The organism is Myxococcus eversor (assembly GCF_010894455.1).
GTDB classification, from domain to species: domain Bacteria; phylum Myxococcota; class Myxococcia; order Myxococcales; family Myxococcaceae; genus Myxococcus; species Myxococcus eversor.
Window position 1 is genome coordinate 143,774 of the sequence record NZ_JAAIXY010000012.1, and the last position, 25,505, is coordinate 169,278.

General features: G+C 68.3%; 24 protein-coding genes. 10 read left to right on the forward strand and 14 right to left on the reverse strand.

What is annotated here, in order from left to right; genetic code table 11:
* The first annotated feature begins 91 nt into the window (after positions 1 to 91).
* Positions 92 to 2,863 (forward strand): DNA mismatch repair protein MutS, encoded by a 2,772-nt coding sequence (gene mutS, locus G4D83_RS24255; RefSeq protein ID WP_163867190.1) that lies wholly within the window; start codon positions 92 to 94, stop codon positions 2,861 to 2,863.
* Between the two features lie 33 nt (positions 2,864 to 2,896).
* Here the strand turns inward: mutS and G4D83_RS24260 are convergent, their stop codons facing one another.
* Genes G4D83_RS24260 through G4D83_RS24290 form a run of 7 tightly spaced genes read right to left on the reverse strand, consistent with a single transcriptional unit; the run spans position 2,897 to position 8,832 of the window.
* Positions 2,897 to 3,274 (reverse strand): DUF4150 domain-containing protein, encoded by a 378-nt coding sequence (locus G4D83_RS24260; RefSeq protein ID WP_163867191.1) that lies wholly within the window; start codon positions 3,272 to 3,274, stop codon positions 2,897 to 2,899.
* 31 nt (positions 3,275 to 3,305) lie between these two features.
* A complete protein-coding gene (locus G4D83_RS24265; RefSeq protein WP_163867192.1) occupies positions 3,306 to 3,878 on the reverse strand; it encodes a hypothetical protein in 573 nt (190 codons plus the stop codon).
* A 9-nt stretch (positions 3,879 to 3,887) separates the two neighbouring features.
* The gene (locus G4D83_RS24270) at positions 3,888 to 4,874 is read right to left on the reverse strand and encodes an AHH domain-containing protein (protein WP_163867193.1); all 987 of its coding nucleotides are present in this window, start codon (positions 4,872 to 4,874) and stop codon (positions 3,888 to 3,890) included.
* Positions 4,875 to 4,909: 35 nt separating this feature from the next.
* Entirely contained in the window at positions 4,910 to 5,965 is a 1,056-nt protein-coding gene (locus tag G4D83_RS24275) for a hypothetical protein (RefSeq protein ID WP_163867194.1), read from the reverse strand.
* Complete coding sequence (locus G4D83_RS24280; RefSeq protein WP_163867195.1) at positions 5,962 to 6,987, reverse strand: DUF2169 family type VI secretion system accessory protein; 1,026 nt, start codon at positions 6,985 to 6,987, stop codon at positions 5,962 to 5,964. Before G4D83_RS24280 ends, G4D83_RS24275 begins: the two co-directional genes overlap by 4 nt.
* A gap of 25 nt (positions 6,988 to 7,012) precedes the next feature.
* Positions 7,013 to 8,281: a TIGR02270 family protein gene (locus tag G4D83_RS24285; protein WP_163867196.1), complete on the reverse strand. Its 1,269-nt coding sequence runs from the start codon at positions 8,279 to 8,281 to the stop codon at positions 7,013 to 7,015.
* 38 nt (positions 8,282 to 8,319) lie between these two features.
* A complete protein-coding gene (locus G4D83_RS24290; RefSeq protein ID WP_163867197.1) occupies positions 8,320 to 8,832 on the reverse strand; it encodes a DUF6484 domain-containing protein in 513 nt (170 codons plus the stop codon).
* 323 nt (positions 8,833 to 9,155) lie between these two features.
* Here G4D83_RS24290 and G4D83_RS24295 point away from each other — a divergent pair, with 323 nt between their 5' ends.
* The 4 genes from G4D83_RS24295 (at position 9,156) to G4D83_RS24310 (ending at position 13,589) form a co-directional block, all read left to right on the forward strand.
* Positions 9,156 to 10,178 (forward strand): DUF3616 domain-containing protein, encoded by a 1,023-nt coding sequence (locus G4D83_RS24295; RefSeq protein WP_163867198.1) that lies wholly within the window; start codon positions 9,156 to 9,158, stop codon positions 10,176 to 10,178.
* 73 nt (positions 10,179 to 10,251) lie between these two features.
* A complete protein-coding gene (locus G4D83_RS24300; protein WP_163867199.1) occupies positions 10,252 to 10,911 on the forward strand; it encodes a hypothetical protein in 660 nt (219 codons plus the stop codon).
* A 57-nt stretch (positions 10,912 to 10,968) separates the two neighbouring features.
* Positions 10,969 to 11,733 carry a DUF3592 domain-containing protein gene (locus tag G4D83_RS24305; protein ID WP_163867200.1) on the forward strand — a complete coding sequence of 255 codons (765 nt, stop codon included), beginning with the start codon at positions 10,969 to 10,971 and terminating at the stop codon, positions 11,731 to 11,733.
* Positions 11,734 to 11,819: 86 nt separating this feature from the next.
* Positions 11,820 to 13,589, forward strand: a complete 1,770-nt coding sequence (locus G4D83_RS24310) for an N-acetylmuramoyl-L-alanine amidase (protein ID WP_163867201.1) — start codon at positions 11,820 to 11,822, stop codon at positions 13,587 to 13,589.
* A gap of 4 nt (positions 13,590 to 13,593) precedes the next feature.
* Here the strand turns inward: G4D83_RS24310 and G4D83_RS24315 are convergent, their stop codons facing one another.
* Positions 13,594 to 14,070, reverse strand: coding sequence for an anthrone oxygenase family protein (locus tag G4D83_RS24315; protein WP_163867202.1), 477 nt, complete (start codon positions 14,068 to 14,070; stop codon positions 13,594 to 13,596).
* An 18-nt stretch (positions 14,071 to 14,088) separates the two neighbouring features.
* A complete protein-coding gene (locus G4D83_RS24320) occupies positions 14,089 to 14,976 on the reverse strand; it encodes an NAD(P)H-binding protein (protein WP_163867203.1) in 888 nt (295 codons plus the stop codon).
* A 157-nt stretch (positions 14,977 to 15,133) separates the two neighbouring features.
* Between G4D83_RS24320 and G4D83_RS24325 the strand changes: the two genes are divergently transcribed.
* Together G4D83_RS24325 and G4D83_RS24330 are read left to right on the forward strand one after the other, a co-directional pair.
* Positions 15,134 to 16,108, forward strand: coding sequence for an AraC family transcriptional regulator (locus tag G4D83_RS24325; protein ID WP_163867204.1), 975 nt, complete (start codon positions 15,134 to 15,136; stop codon positions 16,106 to 16,108).
* A gap of 53 nt (positions 16,109 to 16,161) precedes the next feature.
* Positions 16,162 to 17,148, forward strand: a complete 987-nt coding sequence (locus tag G4D83_RS24330) for an RNA ligase family protein (protein WP_163867205.1) — start codon at positions 16,162 to 16,164, stop codon at positions 17,146 to 17,148.
* Here G4D83_RS24330 and G4D83_RS24335 read toward each other — a convergent pair.
* A complete protein-coding gene (locus G4D83_RS24335) occupies positions 17,114 to 17,977 on the reverse strand; it encodes a TolB-like translocation protein (RefSeq protein ID WP_240356536.1) in 864 nt (287 codons plus the stop codon). The genes G4D83_RS24330 and G4D83_RS24335 overlap by 35 nt on opposite strands.
* Positions 17,978 to 18,073: 96 nt before the next feature.
* On the opposite strand from G4D83_RS24335, the gene G4D83_RS24340 reads away from it, so the two are divergent.
* Complete coding sequence (locus G4D83_RS24340) at positions 18,074 to 19,108, forward strand: HEAT repeat domain-containing protein (protein WP_163867206.1); 1,035 nt, start codon at positions 18,074 to 18,076, stop codon at positions 19,106 to 19,108.
* A gap of 48 nt (positions 19,109 to 19,156) precedes the next feature.
* Here the strand turns inward: G4D83_RS24340 and G4D83_RS24345 are convergent, their stop codons facing one another.
* Positions 19,157 to 19,624 carry a hypothetical protein gene (locus tag G4D83_RS24345; protein WP_163867207.1) on the reverse strand — a complete coding sequence of 156 codons (468 nt, stop codon included), beginning with the start codon at positions 19,622 to 19,624 and terminating at the stop codon, positions 19,157 to 19,159.
* Positions 19,625 to 19,985: 361 nt separating this feature from the next.
* On the reverse strand, positions 19,986 to 20,582 hold the full coding sequence (locus tag G4D83_RS24350) for a hypothetical protein (protein ID WP_163867208.1): 597 nt from the start codon (positions 20,580 to 20,582) through the stop codon (positions 19,986 to 19,988).
* Positions 20,583 to 21,171: 589 nt separating this feature from the next.
* Here G4D83_RS24350 and G4D83_RS24355 point away from each other — a divergent pair.
* Positions 21,172 to 21,615 (forward strand): hypothetical protein, encoded by a 444-nt coding sequence (locus tag G4D83_RS24355; RefSeq protein ID WP_240356538.1) that lies wholly within the window; start codon positions 21,172 to 21,174, stop codon positions 21,613 to 21,615.
* Between the two features lie 53 nt (positions 21,616 to 21,668).
* Here the strand turns inward: G4D83_RS24355 and G4D83_RS24360 are convergent, their stop codons facing one another.
* The gene (locus G4D83_RS24360; RefSeq protein WP_163867209.1) at positions 21,669 to 22,196 is read right to left on the reverse strand and encodes a lipocalin-like domain-containing protein; all 528 of its coding nucleotides are present in this window, start codon (positions 22,194 to 22,196) and stop codon (positions 21,669 to 21,671) included.
* A gap of 14 nt (positions 22,197 to 22,210) precedes the next feature.
* Positions 22,211 to 22,930: an SDR family oxidoreductase gene (locus G4D83_RS24365; protein ID WP_163867210.1), complete on the reverse strand. Its 720-nt coding sequence runs from the start codon at positions 22,928 to 22,930 to the stop codon at positions 22,211 to 22,213.
* A 246-nt stretch (positions 22,931 to 23,176) separates the two neighbouring features.
* On the opposite strand from G4D83_RS24365, the gene G4D83_RS24370 reads away from it, so the two are divergent.
* On the forward strand, positions 23,177 to 25,372 hold the full coding sequence (locus G4D83_RS24370) for a S41 family peptidase (protein WP_240356540.1): 2,196 nt from the start codon (positions 23,177 to 23,179) through the stop codon (positions 25,370 to 25,372).
* Positions 25,373 to 25,505: the final 133 nt, after the last annotated feature.

Below are 25,505 nucleotides of genomic sequence, written 5' to 3' on the forward strand. Positions count from 1 at the left end.
CCGAAATGTCACCCGTGCGTGTTAGGGAACTCGGCGGGTAGGGTCAGCCGTTCGTTGATCCACGGGGCGGGGGCATGAGAGAAGGGCGGGGATGGCCGTGACGCAGCAGATGAAGGCAGCCAAGGCAGCGGTGGCGGAGCTCCCCGTGGACCCGACGCCCGACGTCGGCCCGGAAGGGGAGAAGGCGAGCGACGGCTCGGGCGCGAGGGAGATCGCGTCCCTGACGCCGATGATGCGCCAGTACCTGGAGGTGAAGGCCCTTCACCCGGACTCGGTGCTCTTCTTCCGGCTCGGGGACTTCTACGAGATGTTCTTCGAGGACGCCGTGCGGGCCTCGGAGATCCTCCAAATCACCCTGACCGCCAGGGCCAAGGGCGCCGACAAGGTGCCCATGTGCGGCATCCCCTATCACTCGTCGCGCCGCTACATCGCTCGCCTCATCGGCGAGGGCCTCAAGGTCGCCATCTGCGAGCAGGTGGAGGAGGCCGGCACCGGGCCCGGCATCGTCCGCCGCGAGGTGACGCGCGTCATCACCCCCGGCATGGTGCTGGACGAGGAGGTGTTGGAGCCACGCGACAGCAACTTCCTGGCCGCCGTGTGCTGGAGCGAGCGCGGGTGGGGCGGGGCGTTGCTGGAGGCGTCCACCGGAGAGTTCCTCGCCATGGAGGCCGCTTCCGCGGAGGAGCTGGCGGAGTCGCTGTCGCGCGTGGAGCCCCGGGAGCTGCTGGTGCCCGCGGGGCAGCGCGATTCCGCGGAGGTCGCTCGGGTGTGCGCGCGGCTGCCTCGCGTGCCCTCCATCGCGGAGAGCGAGGCCGCGGCCTTCGAGCCCGTGCGCGCGGCGGGGTTCCTGCGCACGCACTTCGCGGTGCAGTCGCTGTCCGCCTTCGGGCTGGATGACGCGCCCATGGCCACGAGCGCGGCGGGCGCGGCGCTGCGCTACCTGAAGGACACGCAGAAGACGCCCGCGGCCCACGTGGACCGGCTCAGCCGTCAGGAGCGCTCGGGCAGCCTGCTGATGGACGAGTCCTCGCGCGCCAACCTGGAGGTGCTGCGCTCGCAGCGCGACGGGGGACGCAAGGGCTCGCTGCTCGGCGTGCTGGACCGGACGGTGACGAGCCTGGGCGCGCGCAAGCTGGCGCGCTGGCTGGCGTCCCCTTTGGGCTCGCTGCCGGAGATCCACGCGCGGCTGGACGCGGTGGAGGAGCTGTCCGCGCGCAGCGTGTGGCGCGAGGAGCTGACCGGCATCCTCAAGGAAGTGGCGGACCTGGAGCGATTGACGGGTCGGCTCTCGTTGGGCGCGGGCAACGCGCGGGACCTGCGCGCGCTGGGCCTGTCGCTGGCGCAGCTTCCCCGGCTGGGGGTGGCGCTGGCGCGGTGCCAGACGGCGCTGCTCAAGTCGCTCGCGGGGCCACTGACGGCGCTGCCGGAGCTGGCGGACCTGCTGGCGCGCGCGGTGGTGGACGAGCCTCCCGTGGTGCTGAAGGAAGGCGGCCTCATCCGCCAGGGCTACCACGCGGAGCTGGACACGCTGGTGGAGCTGTCCACGTCCGGCAAGGACATCCTGCTGAAGATCGAGCAGCGGGAGAAGGAGCGGACCGGCATCGGCTCGCTCAAGATCCGCTACAACAAGGTCTTCGGGTACTACCTGGAGGTGACGAAGTCGAACCTGCACCTGGTGCCGGCGGACTACATCCGCAAGCAGACCACGGTGGGGGCGGAGCGCTTCGTCACGCCGGAGTTGAAGGAGCACGAGGAGCTGGTGCTCACCGCGGAGGAGAAGCGGTGCGCGCTGGAGCTCCAGTTGTTCGAGGAGCTTCGGGCGAAGGTCGCCTCGGCGGCCCCGCGCATCCGCTCGGCGGCGGAGGCGGTGGCCGCGGCGGACGCGCTGCTGTCCTTCGCGCGGTGCGCGTCCGAGTATGGCTACACGCGGCCGGAGGTGGACGCGTCGGAGGTGCTGAGCATCACCGCCGGGCGGCATCCGGTGGTGGAGCGCATGCTGGGGGCGGGGGAGTCCTTCGTTCCCAACGACGTGCGGATGGACCCGGAGGACGCGCAGCTGCTGGTCATCACCGGTCCGAACATGGCCGGCAAGAGCACGGTGATGCGGCAGGTGGCGTTGACGGCGCTGATGGCGCAGGCGGGCTCGTTCGTTCCCGCGAAGGCGGCGCGCATCGGCCTGTGTGATCGCATCTTCACGCGCGTGGGCGCGGCGGACAACCTGGCGCGGGGCCAATCCACCTTCATGGTGGAGATGACGGAGACCAGCCACATCCTCCACCACGCCACGCGCAAGAGCCTCATCATCCTGGATGAGATTGGCCGCGGGACGTCGACGTTCGACGGGCTCTCCATCGCGTGGGCGGTGGCGGAGCACCTGCATGACCACGTGAGCGCGCGCACGCTGTTCGCCACGCACTACCACGAGCTGGTGGACCTGGCGCGCGAGCGGACGCGGGTGAAGAACCTGTGCATCGCCGTGAAGGAGCAGGGCGGCAAGGTCATCTTCCTGCGCAAGCTGATTCCCGGCGGGGCCAGCCGCTCCTACGGCATCGAGGTCGCGAAGCTCGCGGGGCTGCCCTCGGAGGTCGTGGGGCGGGCGCGGGAGCTGCTCCAGAACCTGGAGTCAGGGGAGCTGGACGACGCGGGACGTCCCCGCGTGGCGGTGCGGCAGAACCCCAAGCGCGCGACGTCCACGGCGCAGCTCGGCCTGTTCGGAGAACCCGCGCCCGTGGCCCCGGCCGCCCCCGTGCTTCCGGCTTCGCACCAGCAGGCGCTGGAGACGCTCAAGGCGGTGTCCGTCAATACGCTGACGCCGCTGGATGCGCTCAACCTTTTGGCGAAGCTCCAGCGCGAGCTGGAGTAGGGCCCCCGACGTCAGGCGGCATGTTGGGGGCGGTCAGCCCAGGGTGTTCTTCTTGTTGTGAAAGAGCGGGTCGCCGAGGCGACACACGTTCTTGCCTTCGAACTTCACGTCGAAGGAGTACATCATGAACTCACAAGGACCCTTGGTGGCGCTGCTGGCCACGCCACCTCCCGCGGTGCCGGCCTCATCGCCCGACGAGACGCTGTAGGTGGCGCCCTTCACCATGGGCATGTGTCCTTCGATGGTGACGGTCTTGGGGCCATCCGCCGCGTCCGCTGAGCGACCCACGTTGGGGTAGGGAATGGGGACCGGGCCTGCGGGCGACGGTGTCTTGCAGACGTCTGGCAGGACGATGCTCTGTCCCTTGCTTCCGCCATGGGTGACGCCTCGGCCATTGACGAAGGTGGGCACGGGAAGGTCCTTTCTTTCTGGGCGCGAGCCGTCAGGCGCTCACGAACTCGTGGGGCTCCAGGAAGCGAAGATGCGGGAAGGCCTTTGACTCCAGTACGCGCTTGACGTCCTCGCTGACGAGGACCGCGCTGACGTTCTCCGCGAGCCGGAAGAGCTTGAGTCCACGGGGCTTGTCGCCATCAATCGCCAGGTGGTCGATGCTCGCATCGATGAGGGTGGAGCTGTCGGGAGAATGGAAGACGGTCTCCGCGAGGTTCGCGGCCCGCACCAGCCCGATGACGTTGAAGGCCTTGTATCCCCGGTGGATGACGGTTCCATCCTCGCTCTGGATGACGGCGTCATAGACGTCGAGGTTGTCCACACCGGCCTCGAGCAACGCCGCATGGAGCGCATTGCTCATGAGTGAGGCCGCATTGAAGTAATCCAGCAGTTCGCCCTGCTCGGTACCCGTCCTGATTTCGGCGACGATGGGTTGTGCGGGCGGACGCTGGAAGGGTTTACCAGCCCACCAGCGATCTCGAAGCCCCGGGTTCGGCACGGGGTAGATGAGCATCATGTCGTGGCTTCCCGACTCGAGGATGTAGTATTTCGGGGTCGCTTGCATCGTGATGACTCAGAGAATCTGGGTGATGCTGCCTTTGGCTTTGGACCTGGCGAATTTCTTCTGATGAACCATTTCGTCCGCGTATTCCTGGGTGAGGGAGTCCGTATACAATGGGGGGCGCCAGACGGATTTCGTCAGCAGTCCTCGGAGATTCTGGGAGAGCGAATGCAGGCGCGCGGTGAGTCCCAGGGGGGGATCGAACTCATCCACGTCCTTGGCCTTGCTCTTCTTCGCCAGGGGGCATGAATCGTCGGCCATCACCGCCAGGCGCTCGCCGATGGCTTGGAGTATCTCCGTCACCTTTTCCGAGTAGCGCATGTGACGCATGTGGAACTGCCTTCCACCGGAGGCTTCGATGGCGGCAGCGACGTAGGCGGGTTTGAAGGCCTCTGTTTCCTCGCCAATCAACTCATCCTTGCGCTTCTTGAGGTATTTGAGTCCCAGGTCCGCAGGCCATTCATTGCAATTGGAGAGGGCATAAGGGCTTGGCAACCACTCCCCATTCTCCGCTGCGTTGATGTCATAGCCAATGGAGTATCCCGCTTTGATGTAACTCGACATGGATTTCTTGTAGTCCGCGATGCAGTTCTCGTCTCCCATGAACGGAACGACGGAGGTGCCCTTGAGCGACTCGTTTCCTGGGATGAGGTGATGGGGGGCGTACTGGAGCGCGTACTCCTCCTCCTCCTCGTCCTGGCGCTCGTAGGTCTGAATCAGCTTCGGGCGCTTGACGCTTCCATAGGTCGCGACCTCCCCCTTCTTGAACATCAAGGAGACCTTGTTCGCCGCGGGCGGGTGGTTCTTGGCGTCCTTCAATTTCCTGCCCAGCACGCCACCGTCCGTCGGCGCCATGCCTCCCACGGCGTCATCGTCAGGGTTCTGCAGCAACATCTTCTGGGAGTGCGCGTCGCCCTGCTCGTGCCAGGGGCAGGTCTTCTCGTTGTGTAACTCTTCCGAGACGAATTCCGAGACGGCCACCTCTTCACCAATCTCCATGGTCCTCCTCCTTCCGGACTCCCACTGTCGTCGTTCTATGTGGGCAGCATGAGCGCCGCCGCGCGCGCCTCGAGGTCGGAGGTGCTCCAGACCAGGGTGGGGCCCTTCAGGTGTCCGGCGCGCAGGCGCTCCGCGGCCAGCACCAGCATCAACGGCCCCAACGCCGCGCCTGCGTCGCCCACGCAGTCCGCGGGATGTTCGATGCGAAGCGCCTCCGAGAAGCGCTCCGCGTTTCGCAAGTAGGCCACGCCCCACTCCTTGGTCGGCAGGCTCTCTCCGTTGAAGCCAGCGAACACGCAGTGCACCTTGGGGGCGTTGCCCGGCATCCCCGCGAAGAGCGCCTGAAAGGCGTGAGCCAGGCCGTCTCCGAGGTAGGGCTCCTCGGCGTAGCGGTGCCCTCGCTCCGCGCCGACTCCCACGTGGGTGATGCGCGCCACGGGCTCGAGGCCGCAGCGGCGCGCGGCGGCAGGGGTCGACAGGAGCAGGAAGCTCGCGGCCTCTCCTGGAATGAAGCTGTCCGTGCCTCGGGGACGCAGTCTGTCCTCCGAGTCCAGCACGGCCAGTCTCCGGGGATGGTTGAAGGTGTCCAGTCCCCCGACGATGACGGTGGAGGCGTGTCCCGTGGACAGCAGCCGCATCGCGTCTCGCAGGGCCAAGATGCCGCCAGCGCCGCCGTGTCGATAGACCCGACTGTTGGCGATATCGAGCCGCACGCCTGTCTGTCGTGCCAACTGCTCAAGCATCACCCGTGAGGCGGGAAGTTGGATTCCCCACCGGTCCTCGGAGATTGCCAGGAGCAGGGGCGCTGGGCCCGTGAGCCCCACGCATGCTTCGGCGAGCGCGTAAGTGGACAAACGCAACATGCGAATCCAGGTGTTGGAGAGGCGTGTCCCATCGACCTCCAGGGGCGGCAGGTAGCGCTCTGCGAGGAACGACGCCACCTGCCGTTCCAGGACCTGGTTCAGGATGCCTGCCTCCACGAATCGCACGAGCCCCGCTCGGACGGAGGTCTCCGTGGTCGGCACGTCGAGCCCCACCGGGGTGGTGGCTCCCAGTCCCACGACCTCCACGAAGGGGTTGAATCCACTCACGTCCGCACCCCCGTCATGCGCTTCACCGCCACCGTCACCTTTTCGATCTTCAAGGCGCGCTTGTCGCAAGGCACGAAGCCTCGCCACGTCAACGAGAATCGGTGCTTGTCTGGCTCCAGGAGCATCGTTTCAATGTGCAGGCGTGGCTTCTCTTCCTTGCCGGCGATGCGCACCGAGGTCTCCAGGTCCACCTCGGGCAGGTGGAAGCGTTGGACGCCTTCAGGGGCGGCGTTGATCAGCTCCACGGGCTCGCCGCCCTTCAGCCAGGTCGGGTAGATCTGCCCCTCGGGAGCGGCCTGGAAGAAGCGCGTGTCGAAATCTCGTGGGAAGTAGGGCGCGCGGTGCTTCTTCCAGGCTTCGTCATACGTTCCGGCGAGGCCCATGCGCGGCTGCCAGGACGGAGCGACGAAGCCGACGCCATGCGGCGGTGACTTGTCGGACAGGCTGGTGAGGGGGAAGCCGGGATGCTGGAGGTTGGGCAGGGGCGTTCCGTGCATCTCCCTGGCTTCGCGCTGGCCCCGGAAGCCCACGCCCACGGGGTTTCGCATCTCGGCGAGGAATCTCTGGGGGCCCGTCTGGTGTCGGCCTCCGTAGGCCCGCTCCCACGTCAATGGCACCCGCGTCGTCGGAATGGGCGCGGTGGGAGATGCCCCCAGGAGGCCCGCCTTCCAGGTCCTGTCTCCGTGGACCTGCACCAGCTTCTTGAGCGTGCCCACGGAGAGGGAGACGCCAAAGTCTGTCGTGGGGAGCCCCTTGGGCGCGTGGGCGTCGCCGACGAGGACCACGTCCGTGCCGCGCTTCATGAGATGTGATTCGCCTGCGTACTTGAGGCTGGATTCCCCGGGGGCGCCCCAGTGCTCGTCCACGTGCGCGACGGCCTGTTGGGCCTCCGCGACCCGCAGCCCATTGGAAGTCATCGCGAAGGTCGCCTTGAGGACCACATACAGGGTGTCCACGCCCTTCTCGTCCGGAAACAGGTAGAGCGCGGGTACGAAGGGAGTGGCGTTCTTGATTTGCAGCATGGCGGTACTCCCCTGGCGGGCATGCTCATCGCGCGGTGAATCGCTGGCGGCCCTGTCTGGCGCTGGCCATACCGGTAGCGAGGACCTCGGCTTGCCGTTTCGTCCAGGTGCACGTGTCGAAGCGCACGGCGCCTTGGGTCTGGACCGCCAGGTCGAGCGCGAGCTGTCCGCGCCCGCGCATGGGCTCCGTGGCGAGGGCCTTCCACACACCCTCTGGTGAAATGGGCTGGCCACGGAGGTAGCGCGTCTTCGGAGAGAAGCGGTCCTTCTCCTTCATCCACCAGCGGGCGACCGCGGCGGCATCGGGGAGGGGCAGGGTGGCTTCAGGAGAAGGAACGAGGTCCGCGTCCAGGTCGTCCTCCTCGAAAGGGGGGAGGCCGTGCTCCTCGAGCGTGGAGGGGCGTGCGAAGTCGCCTTCCAGCCGCAGCCCTGTCACGCGCGCGAATGCTTCGCCCGCGAGGCGAGCGGTCCTCTCGTGCTTCATGGCCTCCAGACAGAGCTCCGCGGCGTGGCGCCAGCCGGAGTGGCCCAGCGCCCACAGGGCCGCTGATTCCAAACCGGGGATGGCCAGCGCGGCGGCCATCCGCGCGACGTCTTCGGCCTGCCCCGCCGCCGCCAGCACCGCCAGGGCCCGCGCGGCTTCGGGGGCCGTGCTGTCGAGGGGCCGCCGGAGGGCTTGGAGCGCGGCGGGATATCCCAGGACCAACGCCGTCTGCCCGGCGGCGATGCGCACGTCGGGGCTTTGCGAACCGAGGGCTGACTCCAGCAGGGTGCGCACCGTTGGCGTGTCATCGCGGACCGCCTTCAGGGCCGCTGTCTTGAGTTCGGAAGACTCGCTCCGCAGCAGCGGCAACAGGGTCTCGGACCCGAGCGCTTCGCCACGAAGGCACAGGACACGGATGGCCTCTGCCTGAAGGCGGGGGTGCGCGTGGAACTCGCGGCTTCGAAGGAGGCCAGGGATGCCTTCGTGGCGTGCCAGGCTCAGTGCCCTGGAGATGGCGACCCTGCGCGGACCGGGCTCGTCCTCGAAGAACGGGAGGACCCAGTCCAGGGGCGCACCCGTTGCCAGCAGTGCGAGGGCCGCGACGAAGACCTCCTCGGACCTGTCGCTCTCCAACCAGGGCATCAGGATGCGCTCAGGGGCTTCCGGGCCCGCACAGGCCAATCCGTCCAGATGGGCCCTCAAACGCGTCTCGGGTCCCTGCGCCACCTCGTGCAAGCAATAGTCAGGGGAGCGGCAGGCCCTCTGCCACTGATTGGCGAGGAAGGCCGCCTCCTCGAGGTGCTCCTCCATGATGTCCCACATGACGGGGCACCGGCGCGGAGCCGCCATCAATTCACCTTCACCGCGGCGCCTTTGATTCGTTGAACGCCCGAGGAGTGCGATTCGATGTGGGTGCCACGAATGACGACACGTCCATTCCGGCGCAGGGTGATGCTGGCTTCACCGCAGAGCAGCACGATTTCGTCCTGTCCTTCCAGGACGATGCGCTGGCCATCCACGCTGGCGGTGACGGGCAGCGCTGGGGCCTTGGCTTCCACGGCGCGAAGGAGCCCCTTCCTCGGCTCGAGCAGTCCCATCAGGATGGGTCGGTCTGGCTGCCCTCCCTCGAAGGAGAGGAGGACCTCCGTCTGGACTGGCACCTCCTCCAGGTGGGTCGTGCTCGCGCCCGCGAGCACTCGAGCGGGAACCGGCCCGGAGGGGTTCCCCTCGAAGTCCACCAGCGGAAGGCCCTCCTCGGACATTCCCGTGAGGCGTCCCAGGTGAGGGGTCGAAAAGAGTGTCGAAGACGGGCGCAGGATGACGACTTCCGCGGGGGATGCGGACGTGCTTCGACGCTTCATTCCGGGGGGCCTCCAGGCGTCAATGAATCACCAGTGCAACGCGTGAACTGATGGAACCGTGCGACAGCTCATGGAGTTCACCCCAGGTGGAGTAACGATTCCAGCAAAAACATGTCCGACGGAATGTTTTCTGGGTGTCGGAGCGGACCCGTCGAGCCCAAAAGGGCAGACAGGGGGCACTGTCTGCTCAATCGCCAGCGCGCTTTCCCGCGCGCTGCTGTGATTATTTTCCAGGTGCGTTGTGGGGCGCGGGCGTCTGGCAACCCACATTTCGGGCGGGAGGACTTCCCGGAGGCGGGGTGAGTGATGAGATCTGGGGGTCTATGAGGCTGGCCTCCATCATCGTGGGAATCGGTATCGCGGGCTGTGCGGCCCGGGGCGTCCAGGCGGGGCCGGAGCGCGTTCCGGCCGAAGGGGGCTCCGGTCGAGACGTCCTCGTTTTCGAGGGCATGTGTGACGCCTCCGGCGCGGTGGCGCTCGGGGGCTCGTTGTTCGTGGTGGGTGACGACGAGGACAACATCCTCCGCGTCTACGACGCCCGGCGCGGCGGTCCTCCCGTGCGCGGCGTGGACCTGTCACCGGAGCTGGAGCTGCCAGCCCACAAGAAGAAGGCCCCGGAGGCGGACATCGAGGCGGCCACGGGCCTGGGCGCGTACTCCTTCTGGCTCACGTCGCATGGACGCGACAGCGCCGGGAAGAAGGCGCCCAGCCGGCTGCGCTTCTTCGCCACCGAGGAGACACAAGGCCTGCCCCAGCTCGTGGGACGGCCCTACACGCGACTGCTGGATGACCTGCTCGCGGCGCCGCGGCTCGGCGCGTTCCGCCTCGCGGATGCCGAGGGCCTGGCCCCCAAGGCGCCCGGTGGACTCAACATCGAGGGCATGACGGCGATGGCGGATGGCGCGTCCATCCTCATCGGCTTCCGCAGTCCCGTGCCCCAGGGCAAGGCGCTGCTCGTCCCGGTCCTCAATCCGAAGGAGATGGTGCTGGAGGGCGCCTCCGCGCGCGTGGGCGAGCCCCGACTGGTGGACCTGGGGGGCATGGGCATCCGCTCCCTCTCGTGGTGGCACGGCCGCTACCTCATCATCAGCGGCGGCACGGACGGCGGAGGCACCTCGCACCTGTTCACCTGGGCCGGCGGAGACGATGCGCCCGTCCTCGCGAGCGACGTGGACCTGAAGGGCTTCAACCCGGAGGCGTTCTTCACGCCCGAGGACGCGGAGGAGATTCTGCTGCTCAGCGATGACGGCTCGATGCCGCTCGACGGGGTGGCGTGCAAGAAGCTCAAGGACCCCTCGCGCAAGCGCTTCCGCGGCGTCTGGGTGCGCCTGCCACAGCAGGGCTGACGAGTGTCCGCCGTCATTGACGGGTCCACGGTGGCCTCGCGAGAATCACCGCTTTTCCGCCGTGGAGTCTTTCGTGAATCGTGTCTCTGGTCTGCTGGCGTTGCTCTGCGTGGGTGTCTCGTCGGCCGCGCTCGCGCAACGCAAGGAGCTCACTCCCGCCACACCCGAGGCGACGTGTGAGCTCACACCCGCGCTGCGCCTCACCATGCTGGGCGGCGGCTCTTTCGACCTGAAGGATCCGGGCCTCTACTACTTCTCGCGCTCGCGCAGCCAGGTGCAGGTGTTCGTCTCCCAGCCGGAGGGCGAGAAGGAGCCTCGGCTCGAAGCCGTGGGCTTCTGGCATTTGAAGTCGGACTGCCTCATCTCCGTCGACGCCAAGGGGGTCCAGTACGGCTCGAAGCTGGACTGCGAGGACGTGGGAATCGAGGCGATGGTGAACGGCTCGGAGGTCACCATCCAGACGCCCGAAAAGGACGTCTTCAAGGTGACCTGGCCGTCGAAGGGAAGCGCCTCGCTGGGCCTGCGCATCACCCTCCTCGCCGACGGCAACTTCCGGCGCGTGTTCGGCAGCCTGTGTGGGGAGTACAAGAATCCCCCCGCCACGGTGCCCGCCAAGGAGGACGAGCTGCGTCAGCTCAAGCGAAACTCGAGGGCGGGCCAGGATTTCAAGGCCCGTGACAGCAGCATCTTCTACAAGCTGGGGGAGGCCCAGAAGCGCGCCCGTGGAGAGTAGCGGCCGACGTGTGGCCCGGCTGGCGGACGCGTCAATCGCGTGTAGGCTGTCGGGCCGATGCAGCTCGCCATTCCGCATGCACCTCGAAAGGTTCGACTGACGCAGGTCCCCGGCGCGATGGGGCGCCTCGCCAGAGACGCCGTGCTCGGGCTGGCCTTCATGGCATTGCTCGGCGCCGGGGCCACCTGGGCGGGTCGCTTCTTCGTGGAGGAGCACGGCTTCAACGCGCGGGCCGAGGAAGTGGACGGGGTGCTGGTGGCCACGCGGCTTCCGCCGACGGAACAGCGCGACGGCGCCGAGGGCTCGCTCGAGGTCCTCTACACCTTCGAGAACGTGGAGCACTCCGTGTCGAACGTCCGCACCTTCGCGGAGTACGCGGAGGGGCTGGGGCACGGCGCGGTGGTGAAGCTGCTGGTGGACCCGGCCGCGCCGGGCCGTCCCCGTGAGGCGACCTTCGCGCGGGCGCGTGCGTCACGCATGGGGTGGCTGCCCTTCGGACTGGCGCTGGGCGCGCTCGGGGCGGTGGCCATGTTCACCCGCGAGGCCCGGCGGCTGGTGCGCTCGGAGGTGGAGCCCCTGCGACTGGGTGCGTTGGTGTGGCTGACGCCGGATGCGCCGCTGCCGGAGGCTCGGGGGGAAGTGGTGTTCCCCGCGCACTACTTCCGGCAGGACGTGAAGATGGAGGTTCGCGCGCGGGTGCGTCCGGGCCGGGCGCCGGTGCGCAACGGGACGAAGGTGCTCGCGGCGGTGGTGCCCAGGGAGCCTGGCTGGGCCCGGGTCATCGACCAGGACCTGGCGGGAGTGCTGGGCTGGCTGCGTTGAGCGGGTGCGCCGGGGGCTGAAAATTTGCCGGTGACGTGGGGCCGTGTGACACACGCCTGTAGCTCCCAGTTCGCCGGAGGTTCTTCATGTGCCCACGCCTGTTGCTTGTGCTGCCCATGCTGCTGTTGCTCGTCCCGGGCACGGTCGGGGCCGCGAAGCGGGATGAGGCCGAGGCGGCGTACCAGGGGGCCCGGCGCGCCTACTACGCGCTGAAGGACGACGCGTCCCGACGCAAGCTGCGCCACCACTGGCTCAACGTGGTGCACAAGTTCGAGGCGGTGGCCAAGAGCCACCCCAAGTCCGAGCGCGCGCCCGACGCCCTCTTCACCGCGGGAGAGCTGCTCCAGGAGCTGAGCCGCATCTCCTTCGTCGAGGAGGACCTGAAGTCGGCCATCGCGGACTACGACAAGCTGAGCCGCGACTACCCGAAGCACAAGCTGGCGGACGACGCCGCGCTGGCCCTGGCTCGCATCCACGTCCACCGGATGGACCGGCCGGAGGACGCTCGCCGCGTCCTGACGGACATGCTCGCCTCCAACAGCAAGGGTGACCAGGCGAAGGAGATGAAGGCGCTGCTGGCCACGCTCCCGACGCCCAAGGGGGCACCCGCCGCGCCGGCTCCGTCGCGCGCCAAGCCCACCACGCCCGTCAAGGCGCCCATGCAGGAGGAGAAGACCACGGTGGTGGCCAAGGTCGAGCCGTCGTCGGAGCGCCCTGCCTCCGCGCTGGTGGGGGCCATCGAGAAGCTGGCTCGTGAGCCGTCTCCCATCATTCCCCGGCTGGACCCCAGCGCGCCCGTGAGCGGTGAGTCGTCCGGTGAGGGCAGTGGGCTGGACGAAGCGCTCGCCGCCGCGCTGGCCGCGAAGGAGCGCGACGCGAAGGCCCCGTCCATGTCGAAGGTCGAGGTCGCCTCGTCGAAGGTCTCCACGCCGCGCCCGCCGGAGCGTCGCCCGGAGCCCGAGCCCGTCCACGTCGCACAGCAGGTCGTCACCGAGAAGCCCAAGGTCGTGGAGGCGCCGAAGAGCGTCGAAGTCGCCATGTCCACGGTGTCGGAGCCGCCCAAGCCGATCACGCGTCCGGTGGATGACGAGGTGGCGCAGGCGCGGCTCAAGGCGGTGGCGAAGCAGTCGCGCCGCGCGGAGCTGACGCTGGCGGAGCAGCTGGGGCTCAAGGTGCGGCGCGTGGTCATCGACCCGGGACATGGCGGGCACGACGCGGGCGCCATCGGCAAGGAGGGGACGCGCGAGAAGGATGTGGCGCTCTCCATCTCCCTCAAGCTGGCGGACGAGCTGCGCGAGCGCGGGCTGGAGGTCGTCCTGACGCGTGAGGATGACCGGTTCATCCGCCTGGAGGACCGCGCGAAGTTCGCCAACACCGAGCGCGGTGACTTGTTCATCTCCGTCCACTGCAACGCCGCGGCGAGCCGGAAGCTGCGCGGCATCGAGACGTACACGCTCAACACCTCGGCGGACCGCTACTCCATCCGGCTGGCCGCGCGGGAGAACGCGTCGTCCGAGAAGGGCATCAGTGACCTGCAGTTCATCCTGGCGGACCTGGCGACGAAGGCGAACACCGAGGAGTCCTCGCGGCTCGCCAACCAGGTGCAGCGCAGCCTGGTGACGTCCCTGGCGAACAAGTACTCGGACATCAAGGGCCTGGGCCACAAGGAGGCGCTGTTCTACGTGCTGCTCGGCGTGAAGATGCCGGCCATCCTCGTGGAGACCGCGTTCCTGTCGAACCTGGATGAAGAGAAGCGCCTGGCCACGAGCGCCTACCAGACGGACGTGGCGAAGGCGATTGCCCAGGGTGTCGAGGACTTCCTCGGCGACCGCAACCGCGTGGCGAAGGTCGACTGAGGCTTCAGCGGAGCGCGCGCGTGAGGAGCACCGTCGCCGCGAGGCACGCCACCGTCCGCACGTGATTCCACGCCGTCCAGCCTGACGCGTAGCGAGCCCAGGCGACCGCGGCGTCGGCGCTGTCCGGGTTCAGCGTGGCCAGCGCGTCATTGCGCGGCACGTTGAACGCCGCCGTCACCGCGAAGCCCCCGAGGAGGAAGGCCGCCCCTCCCAGGACTCGCGCGAAAGAGACGGGCTCTCTCCAGGTGCCGACGGACAGCACCACCAGCCCCGCGCAGGCCAGCGCGGTGCCGATGAACGCCGCGATGAACAGGCCCGATACCGCCGAGACGTTGATCGCCTGCATCGCGGCGATGCCTCGCGCGGCGGGCAGCTTCGTCAGGCCGCTCATCACGAACGTCGAGAAGGCGAAGAACACGCCCGCCATCAGTCCGCAGCCCAGCACGGCCCCCCACGTCAGGACTCCCAGCACCGTCTCCATTGTCCGTCCCATTTCCAGTCACCGCTCCGTGGCGGCGAGCGCGAGTTCGTCCACGAAATCCTCGAACCGCGTCGGCGTCGTGTTGGCCCCGGTCCGTCCCTCTCGAGGGAGGACCCGTCCTTCGTTGAAGGCGCGCGTCATCTCGACATAGAGCCCGGCGAAGGTCTCGGACATTCCGGCCCGCATCATCGCCTGGGTCATCTCCGTCGGGGCGAGCTGGACGTACTCGAGTCCGGGCTTGCCCAGGCGGGCTCCGAGCAGGCGCGTGGCCTCGCGATAGCTGAGGTCCCTGGGGCCCAGCAGCTCGCGGATGGCGAGGCCCTTCCAGTCCCGGCGCAGCAGCGCCTTCGCCGCGACGTCCGCGATGTCGCGAGACGCAATCATGGGAATCGCGAGGTCCGCGTCCACGGCGTCCGCGTTGACGCCTTGATGCGCGATGACGTGGAGCGCGTCGAAGAAGTTCTCGAAGAAGGACACCGGGCGCAGCAGCAGCACATTCGTGTCCTTCAGCGTCTTCAGCCGCTCCTCCTGGGCGTGCAGCGTGGCGAGCAGCCCCGTGCCCGACGGTTGCTCCGCGCCCAGGCTGCTGAGCGCGACGACGTGGCGCACGCCGCTGTCCTGGAGGGCCTGGATGATGGCCTCGCCCTTGCTCCGCTGGTCCGCGTGGTAGTCCGGCGACTCGCGGTCCGCGGGCAGCAGGGTGTAGACGGCGTCGGCGCCGCGAAACGCCTTCGCCAGGAACGCGGCGTCGCTCGGGTCTCCCACGAACACCTCCGCGCCGCGTGCGCGGAGCTCCGCGAGTCTGTCCTCGGAGCGGCCCAGCGCCCGGACCTCCTGCCCGGCCGACAGCAGCAGCTCCACCACCTTCTTGCCCGTGTTCCCCGTCGCTCCCATCACCGTCAACATGTGTTCTCCATGGGGCCTGGGCCCCGGCGGCATTGGCTTGCCTGAAATCCAATATCGAGAGTTGGAGCGAGACTCTCAATGATGAGGAGTCGCTGGTTCATGCTCGTTCGTCCAGGAGTGGCTGGACGAAGGGGAGGGTGGCGCGGATACTGGGGGCATGACGGACCTGATGCCTCCGGTGGACTCGCTCGGCGAGGCACTGCACTTCCTGCGGATGAGCGGCACGTTCTATTGCCGCTCGGAGCTGACGGCGCCGTGGGGGCTGGCGCTTCCGGTGATGAAGGGCAGCCTGATGTTCCATGTGGTGACGTCGGGGCAGTGCTGGCTGGAGGTCGACGGCGCGGAGGACCAGTTGCTCCAACCGGGCACGTTCGCGCTGGTGCCGCATGGTGAGGGGCATCGCTTGTCGAGCGAGCGCGGTGGCCCCACGCGCAAGCTCGAGGAGCTTCCCGAGGAGCTCGTGAGCGAGCGCTACTCCGTCCTCCGTCACGGTGGCGGAGGGGCTCCCACGACGCTCATCTGTGGCGCGGTGCGGCTGGACCATCCGGCGGCCCAGCACCTGGTCTCCCTGTTGCCGAGCCTCATCCGCGTGGAGCCCTCCGGCTCACCGCGCATGGACTGGCTCCAGAGCACGCTGCGCTTCATGGCCGCCGAGGCGAAGGAGCTGCGGCCTGGAGGCGAAACGGTCATCACCCGACTGGCGGATGTGTTGGTGGTGCAGGCGCTCCGGGAGTGGATGGCGCAGGACTCCAGCGCGCACACGGGCTGGCTGGGAGCGCTTCAAGACGCCGAGCTGGGGCGCGCGCTCGCACTCATCCACCGCGAGCCGACGAAGCCGTGGACGGTGGCCTCGCTCGCCGCGCGGGTCGCGATGTCCCGCTCCGCGTTCTCCGCGCGCTTCACCCGGCAGGTGGGCGAGCCGCCGATGCACTACCTCGCGCGGTGGAGGATGTACGTCGCGCATACCGCGTTGAAGGAGGAGCGTCCCGGGCTGGGCGAGCTGGCGGCGCGCATGGGCTACCAATCCGAGGCGGCCTTCAGTCGCGCGTTCAAGCGCTTCATGGGCGTGTCACCCGGAGCGGTGCGAAGAGGCGAGGCGAAGTCACCCACCTCCCTGGCCGCGTCCGCGTGACGTCGCGGGGCCCGGGGCAGCGCGGCACGGCCACTTCAGGCATTCTGCCGGGCATGGGACAGCCTCCTCCATTTCGGACGTACGCGAAGATGCCCGCGGCGGGCGAGCCGAAGTCAGTACCGAGTCCCGGTGGCCCGTGGATCGCACTGGAGAAGGTCCATGGCGCGCAGCTCGTCATCGCCGTGCGCGCGGGACAGGCGTGGTTCGGCAAGCGCAAGGCGTGGCTGACCGAGGAGGAGTCCTTCTTCGGCTGGCAGCTCGTGCGAGCGCAACTGGGCTACGCGGCCGAGCGAATGGCCAAGGCGCTGGGGACGACAACCCACACGGTGTACTTCTATGGGGAGCTCTTCGGCGGGCACTATCCGCATCCCGAGGTGCCGCCCGTGCCGGGCCTGTCCGCGGTGCAGACGGGTATCTGGTATGCGCCGGACCTGCGCTGGTCTCCGTTCGACGTCCTGCTCGTGCGTGATGACGAAGACGAGGGCAGCTTGCTGGCCCACCCGGAGCTGGAGGCCGTGGCAAGGGAGGCAGGGCTGATGACGCCTCCCGTGATTCGGCGAGGCACTCGCGGAGACATGGACAGCGTCCCCACGAGGTATCCGACGCGGGTCCCCGGCCTGTTGGGGTTGCCTCCCATCTCCGACAACGTGGCGGAGGGGCTGGTCATCAAGAGCGAGCTGCGCGCCCCTCCCAGTTCGCGTGCCTCCGTCAAACGGAAGATCGACGAGTTCAACGAGGGCCGCTTCGACGAGAGCGAGGCGTGGAGTCCCCACCAGGCCCTCTCGGTGGAGGCGCTCGCGGACTGGTCCGCGCGACTGGTCAACCCCGCGCGAATCGCCAGCGCGATGTCCAAGGTCGGACGAGACCCGGTCGAAACCCTGCTCGACGAAGTGGTCCTCGACGTGCGCGTGGATCTGGAGCAGGCGTTTCCGCTCGCCTGTCGCTCGCTCGATGCCACGGCGGAGGACTTCCTGTCGGCGCGGATTCGCGAGCGGGCCCTGGTGCTCATCCGGGCCGCGCTCGCGCCCCTCGCGCGGTGAGGAGGGCTGGCCCTACGGACAGGGGGCCACGGGAGTCGCCTTCCAGAGCTGTCCTGAGACGAGCGCCGACCTGGCGAGGATCGGGCACCAGCCGGACGATGTCTTTCAATTGCGCTGTCAGCAGGGTGATGGCCTTGTCCGTCGCGGCCCTGTTTCCACTCGTCAGGCGGGTGTCGACGTTCACCGTCCAGCCCTCCAGGGCCAGCGTCTGGTCGCGTGGCGTGTCGAACCGCTCGCCGACGTCGCCAGTGAAGGGGCGGGTGCTGCTGAAGTAGAGCCACTTCCCGTCGGGGGACACGCTGTGGTTGTAGTCGCTGGCACGCGAGTTCACTCCTTCGCAGAGGCGTCGAGCGGGCTCCCAGGTGCCATTCACCCTGCGACTGAGGAAGAGGTCGTAGCCACCCAGCCCTTCCGGGCGGCGCAGGGCGCTGAAGAGGAGGCAGCTCTCGTCCGGGGCAATCCAGGGCTCCAGCTCATGGGCCGTCGTGTTGATGGCCGCGCCCAGGTTCTCCGGCGGTTGGTATGCGCCGTCGACCCAGCGGGAGACCCAGAGGTCACTGCCGCCGAGGGTGCCCGAGCGCTCGCCGCCGAAGTAGAGGTTGCCGTTGGCGGCGACCGCGGGTGACCACTCGTCGAGGTTTGCGTCATTGACGGGAGAGGGGAGGCGTCGCGCGTCTCCCCATTCTCCGTCCGCGCCCAGCGAGGCGGCCCAGATGTCATACGACGCGCGGGCGCCGGACTCATCGGGGAGTGGACGATTGGAGATGAAGTACACGGTTCGCCCGTCCGGCGACAGATGGGGATCCGCGTTGCTCCACTCGGAGGGCATGGCGCGAAACTTTGGGAATGTTGCGCTGGGGTCTGCTACTCCGAGGATTCTCCCCGAGGAGCCTTGGTGAACCGAGTCCGTGCCCTGGATGAGTGGGTGTCCCGTCTTTCCTCCGCTGCCCCGAAGGACATGGCGCACGCGCTCGAGGTGCTGGGGGACGCGCTCTGCGCGGACGATGTGGCGGTCCGGGAGCACGCGGCGGAGCTGCTGGTGAAGGAGCTGGCGCGCGCGGATTCGGCCGGGCATGGCCCCATCCTCCGCCTGCTCCAGACGTCCTGGTGGCCGCCGCAGGAGCGGCTCGCCCGGCCCGCGCTGGATGCGGTGCTGACGGCGGTGGCGGGGATGAGCTCCGAGGCTCCCGAAGTGGACGAGGCGGCGCTGCTCGTCTCGAACCTCTACCGTGCGCACCCGCTGCCGCTGGGCATGCTGGAGGAGGCCCTGGGCCACGAGAAGGCCTCGGTCCGTCGAGTCGCAGCCGGGGCCGTGGGCCGTGTGGGCAAGGCGGCGGTGTCGCTGCTTCCCCGGCTGCTCACGATGCTGGACGACGCGGAGCCCGTGGTGGGAGCGGCGCTGGAGTCCCTGGGCTCATTGGCGTCCGCCGCGCCGGAGCTGGCCCTGCCCGCGTTGTTCGACCAGGTGGGACGTGCGGAAGGTACGCGGCAGTACCTGGCGCTGATGTCGCTCCGGAGTCTGCTGGAAGAGGGGCGCCACGAGGGAAAGCCCGCGCCGGAGCTGGCGTCCCTGGAGCCCGTTCTGTTGAAGACGGCCGAGGACCCCCTGCCTCCTGTTCGCCTGGAGGCGGTGTCCCTGTTGGGGCTGGGGCGCCTGTCCTCGCTGTCCACCGTGGCCACGCTGCGCCAGCGCCTCAAGGATGAGAGCCCCGCGGTGGCCGCCTGTGCCGCCGTGGCCTTGCTGCGCGTCGGGGCACCGCCCCAGGAGGCCGCTTCGCTCCTGGCCGCTCAGCTGGCGGCGCCCGAGCAATCGGAGAAGGTGGGTGCCGCGCTCAGCGCGCTGGAGGGCGTGGAGCCCGCCACGCTCGGTCGCATCCGGGAGACACTGGAGGCGGCGGCACGAAGCGCGACGGGGCTCGTGGGCGCGGCCCTCCGCGAGCTGCTCCCGCGTGGTGGCTGAGTGCCCGTGCGCTGCCCACGAGCAACACACGGCAATCAAATCAGCGGCTCAATCGCAGATGATAATCAGTGAGGTGATGGCTGTACAGTAGCGAGTCACCGTCACGGTGTTCGCAGGATTATTGCCGCTCAGCAAGCGCGTCGTGATGGGATGGTTCACGCCCACCGTGAGCAAGGGCATATTGGTGGTGATGCTGGTGGTTGCACTTCCTCCCGTTGCAATCGGTCCCATTTCACAGGTCACGGCGTTTCCCGACACGGAGCAACCTGGGGTGCTGGTCGCGGGAGCCCAGCCCGTGGGAAACGTTGTCTCCAGTTGCAAGCTGGGGAGCGCATTGAGGCCACTCCAATGTATTTCAGCGACAGTGCTGAGTTGAGGAAATCCCAGGGCGCTCAAGACTGTCAGATTCGTGAGTGAGAGTTCAAGATCAAGAAGCTGTGCATGAGATCGCGTGGGCAGAAGGCAAATGACCACGAGGCTCCACAACACAAGGACGCGGGCCACGAAGTTTCGCATGATGATCCTCCAGTGTCCGGTGCCGATGAATCACACCGTAGAGGGCCACTTCGCCCCCGCTTCGCACTGTAGGGATGCTGTGCAGGACCCGCTATGTCAGGGCATGGATGTATCACGAACTCAACGCCACATGGCCTTCGAGGGTGATTCCCATCAACCCCGCAGTGAAGTCAGTCATGCGGGCGAGACAGTTCGCTTTGCAAGCTGGCGACACATGCGTCGGACTTGCCTCGCTGAAACACGCGCGTGCGATGCCCGGGTGCGTCGCGCCTCGGCGCAGCACCTGCCCAGTGAGGGCTGCTGCTTCACGGCGGGAGGACGTGTGAGCCTGCCTCCCGCCGCTGACCTCTTCAGACGGACTTCAGTTGCCGATGGTGACGGTCACCCGGACGGTGATGGTGGACCCGTTCGGGCAACGAACGCGGACCGTCACGGTGATGGTGATCTTCCACGCCTGCACCTCGTCGATGGAGGTCTCGACCACCGTCCGGGGGAACGGCAGCGGCTTGGGGACCTCCAGCGAGTGGGTGTCGATGGTCGACGGCAGCCGGGCGACGACCTTTCCGTCCAGCGAGATGAACTCGGTGGTGCCCGGGTACGTCCCGACGGTGACATCGTCGCTCGCGGCGTGGGTCTTCAGCCGGTAGTAGCCGGCGGGGATGCCAGCGGCCGGGAAGTCCACGTAGGCGAAGGCCACGTCCGTGCCGTTGGGGAACTCGGTGGCGGGAACCTGCTCGAAGCCCGCGATGCTGGTGCCTACGATGGTGACGTTCTTGGACGTCGCCGAGACAATCTCCTCGACGTTGATGGGCACCTTGGCCGCGTTCGCGGCCTCGATCAGCGCCTTGCGCTCATCTCCGCTCGGCTGGGACTCAGGCGCTCCGGCCCAGGCGGCGGGCCCGGACGTGAAGAGCACGGTGGCAACAACGGCAAACACACTCAAAAGACGGTTTCGCAAGCACGACTCCAAGGAGTGACTACGGGGGAGGTGCCTCGGGAATGCAGCGGAGGTGCCAGTCCAGATGGCGCAGGAGAGGATGTGCAAAGCTTCAGGCCTACGCGAAGGCCCGTAGCCATCCGCGTCACGCACCCGGTGGCTGAGTGACGTCCGAGGTCACAGCCCGCCTTCCTGGACTTCTCACGTCAGGGGCGCCGTTCAGCCACCCCGCGGGCGTGTCGTTCCTTGGCTGTTCCGATGTCTCGCTGTCAGGCGCGCCAGAAGTCCGTCGGTCCGGGTGTTTCTTGCCATCGCATCACTGTTGCCACGCGGTTCACCCGATTCCCCGCTCGTCCGAGCCGCCAGCGGGCCTTCGACGCCAGGCGCGGGCCCTGGAAGGACGACCCGGGAGGCGAGAGCGCCGGGGTGAGCTCGCCCTGGCGCTGTGCGTCGCGAGCGATGACGCCTTGCGATGCTTACGACGCCATAAGTCAAGCTGGCAGTGCGGCATGACAGAACCATGACAAAGGCATGGAGTCGTCATGGACCTTTCGCCTACACCCCCGCAGTAGGTTGGCCGGACTCGCTGACCTGCAACGGGGCTTCTTGCATGCGTGTCATCTCTCCGGGCCTCCTCGTGGCGGCCGTGACGGAACTCTCGCTGTCGCGGAGCGCGAAGTTGGTTCGGCTCAAGGACGTCATCGCCTGGTGTGAGTGGAACGGCGTGGACTACGAAGGGCCTGGCGGCAAGCAGCAGGCGCTCTGGGACGCGGACCGCGAGGAAGCCGAGGGGCCGCGCCGCCTCCTCAAGTTCAAGAGTGGTGAGTGCAAGCAGTCCCGCGCGGGCTGGTCGCTCATCGCGCACGGCGACAAGGCGCGCGAGGCGGCGACGCAGCTCGGCTGGCGCGAGCAGTTGTGGGACGGAGAGAAGTGGGACTGGCTCGGCGGGAGCGCCCCTGTCGTGGCCCGGCGCCCCAACGCGAGCAGGGCGCGGGGCACCACCGAGTCGAACACCGCGCTCACCGTCGAGCAGCCACGCCTCCGGGTCGGCTGACCTCGACGTCGAGACAGGGGGGGCTGGCCTCGGGGTCGGCGCGTCCGTCGCCGCTATTTCACGCGCCTCCACTTCACCTCGCCGACGGCCCCCGTCCCACCCGTCGTCGGCGCGGGGACGCTGTACGTCAGTTCGTCGCCCGTCAGCGCGAAGGCGCGCCGCTGCTCCGTGCTCTCCCAGTTCGGGAACGAGGCATGGTCGATGCGGAAGGTGAGGGTGCGCTCCGCCTCGCTCACCGCGTACCGGCCGAAGTGCGAGTTGGTTCCTCGCACGGTGGCCTGGTTCTCCTCCGGCGTTCCCAGGTTCTTGTCGCTGGACGTGAACCGGGCGCGACCCCCGCGGAGGATCTGGAGGGAGTAGTGTCCCTGACCATCGAACATGAGCAGGCCCTGGGGCTCGGCACCATAGAGCCGCACCCGGCTTCCATCCGGGAGCACGTTGTCCACCAGGACGAGCGACCACGTCCCCACGAGTTGTTGCTGGAGTGACTTCTCCCGTGCGCTCGCCTCATGCGAGGGGAGGAGCACGGCCAGGAGCAGCAGGGACACGGCCGCGAGCGCGCGCGGAGGGAGTCGATTCATCGGAGGGCGCCCGCTCACATCAGCACCCCACCGCCGTCCACGCAGAGGACGGTGCCGGTGAGGAAGGGGTTCGTCATCGCGAAGAGGGTGGCGGCGGCCAGGTCCTCCGTGCTCCCCACGCGGCGGGCGGGGGCCTTGCTGGCGTAGTCCGCGAAGAGTCGCTCGCGAGCCTCGGCGCCGAGTCGGTCCCAGAAGGAGCCGGAGTCCACCACGCCCGGAGAGATGGCGTTGAGCCGCACCGGCGCCAGCTCCACTGCCATGGCCTTGGTGAAGGCCTCCAGCCCGCCGTTGACGAGGCTGGTGATGGAGGTGCCGACGGCGGGCTTCCAGGCGCGGAAGCCGGAGAAGAAGGTGAAGGAGCCCTCCGGGGAGATGCGCGGCGCGGCATGCTTCACCAGGAAGAGGGGCGCCCAGAGCTTGGCGGCGAAGGCCCGCTCTATCGCCGCGGCGCCCAGCCCGGAGAGGGGCCCGACGGCGCCCTGGCTCACGGTGCTCACCAGGTGGTCGAAGGGGCCCACTGCTTCACAGAAGGCCGCCACCTCCGTTTCCACCGAGGCGTCCAGCACGCGCACCTCGCGGTGGCCCTTCATCAGCTTCGAGGTGGCCTCCAGCGTCTCCTGCTTGCGCCCCGCCAGCACCACGTGGGCGCCCGCCTCCGACGCGGCGATGGCCACACCCCGGCCAATGCCCGAGCCTGCCCCAACGACAATCACCTTCCTGCCTTCCAGTTGCATGGGTGCGCCTCCGCGTCGGATGGAATCAAGTAACCTGTCTGAATGGTTACTTGCGAAGCATATGCTCGAAGTCTCGTAACCTGTCAACGGGGTTACTGGTTCTCGCGAGGGCCGGCACGGCGCCGCGAATGTCTTGCTCAGGACATCCCGACAGGACTCGAGGGCGTAAAGCCGATATTCAAGAAAATCGCGTACGTTGAGCGGCCCGCCGGAACTCCTTCTGGCCCTGACCGGAGAGCTCACGCGATGCCTCGATTGGATTTTTTCCTCCGCAAGGCCGGGCTGGCCATGGCGCTCGTTTCGAGCGGCGCCGTGGCTCAGTCACCGCCTTCCGCCAAGGACTGGTGCGAGCACGTGCTCGCGGGCCCCGCCGGGACGAAGCCTGCGCCCGTGGCCTTCTCCGAGGCGCATGCCCAGGTCCGCTTCTTTGGAACGGGCCCCAGCTACTCGGAAGCGGACCAGGCGCTGGTGGTCGCGCTGGAAGGTCCCCGGGTGGATTGGGATGAAGCCATCGTCACCTATGCGTCCGCGCAGGAACCCGCATGCGCGCTGGACGCCTCCGCGAATGGGTTGGGCCGGGCGCATGTGCTGTCCTTCGGACCCCTGGCCCATGTCCGCCCGGGCACCGGTGGGCTCTCGCTTCCAAGGGGTACCCAGGCGGTGGTCATCGACCTGCGTGGGCTGCCCGCGGCTCCTGGCCTGGAAGAGGCCCTGGCGCGGGCCCTGGGGGTGGCCAGCCGCGCTCCCGTCGAGCGCGGGTCGCACCGCGTGCGTGTCCATCAAGGGCTGTCCGATGAGGCGCGCCCCTCCCGCCTCTACACGAACAGCGTCGAGCCGCGGAGTCTGGCGCCCCATGGCCCACTGGGAGACAGGGACCTGCCGGTGGTGTTGCTCACCGGGCCGCGACTGGCGCCCGCCGCGGCACGCTTCGCGGTGGAGCTGCGGATGGCGCGGCGAGCATGGCTCGTGGGAGCGCCGCTCACCACGGCGGTGGCGGAGAGCCGGTGGATGCCCGTGGGCGCGCGGGGCGTGGTGGTTCGCACGGCGTTGCTGGAGGATGCGGAGGGAATTCTGCCCGACGTCATTCCCGCTGACCTGGCCCTCTCATTGCCGAGGCCCGTGGGGACATCGGGCCTCACGGGCATGGAGCATGTCCTCCAGCAGCTCGTGTCGACGCGCGTCCCGCCTCCCGTGCGCCGGGACACGCCAGGGACGCGGCCCGGACTGACGGTCCGCACGCCGTCGCTGGAGCCGGTGCCACCCAGCGTGGCCTCCAACGGCGTGGCACGCGCGGCCCTCGTCATCGCCCATGGAGCCACCCGGTGGTTCTTCCCGTACTTCCCCGTCGTGGGAGACGGCATCGACGAGCGATTGATGGAGACCCTGGCCCAGGTGGACGCGCGGCCCGTGACTCAACGCATGGAGTTGTCGAGGCTGATGCAACGCTTCAGCGAGGTGCTTCGGGACGGTCACGCCTTCGTGCAACTCGTCGGCGTGGCACCCGCGGGGTATTTCCCCGTGATGCTGGACCAGGTGGACGGCAAGCCCGTGGTCAATCGCTCGGCGCTCCCGGAGGTTCAAAAGGGCGACGTGCTGGTGAGCGTGGGAGGGCGGTCCATGACGGACTGGCTCGCGGACGAGCTTCCGCGGACCTCCGGCTCCACTCCGGAGAGTCAGCTCAACTTCGCCTTCTGGCGGCTCCAGGACTTGAAGGGTCCCACGGTATTTGGCCTTCGAGGAGTGGATGGGCACCTCCGCTCGGTGGAGGTCCAACCCCAGCCGTACGAGGCGCTCGCGGAGGTCCTGGGCTCCCGCTCGCGCCGTGCCGCGGGAAGCCTCGTGGACCTGGGAGCTCCGTCGCTGCACTACATCAACCTGGGGGAGGAGGTGTTGTATGACATCCGAGACTACGTGGAGGCACTTCATCAGGCCAGACATGCCAGCGGTCTCGTCCTGGACATGCGCGGGTATCCCAGCGTCAACCCATACGACGTGGTGCAGCACCTGATTCCACATCCGTACCTCACGCCGTACCTCCGCATCCCCCGATGGTCGGGGCCCGACCACCTCGACTGGGAGGAGCTCGTCTATGAAGAGCAGCCGGTGCTCGAGCCTTCTTTCTCGGGGCCCATGGTGCTGCTGGTGGGGCCGGAGACGGCCTCGGCGGCGGAGCACCTCTCCATGATGTTGACGGGAGCGGACCGCGTGACGGTCATCGGCCGGCGCAGCGCCGCCGTCAATGGAAACGTCACCCGAGTGAGGGTGCCCGGAATGCTCTATCTGACCTTCACCGGCATGGAGGTGCTCTTTCAAGATCGCGGACGATTCCATGGCGTCGGCATCGTCCCGGATATCGAAGTGGCGCCGGAGGCCTCTGACTTCGCCACGGGGAGGGACCCGGAGCTGCTTCGCGCCATCCAGTTTCTGCAGTCAGGGCAATGACCTCATCTCGCGTGAGGGCCCCACCTCGGGGGTTGTGCGTCCTGGTGGAACGCCCCCGCTCACGTGCCGCGTCCCACTCGCACGCGGCCGTGAGGCGCGCCTGTGCATCATCTGACGGGAGGCCGCGTGGTGC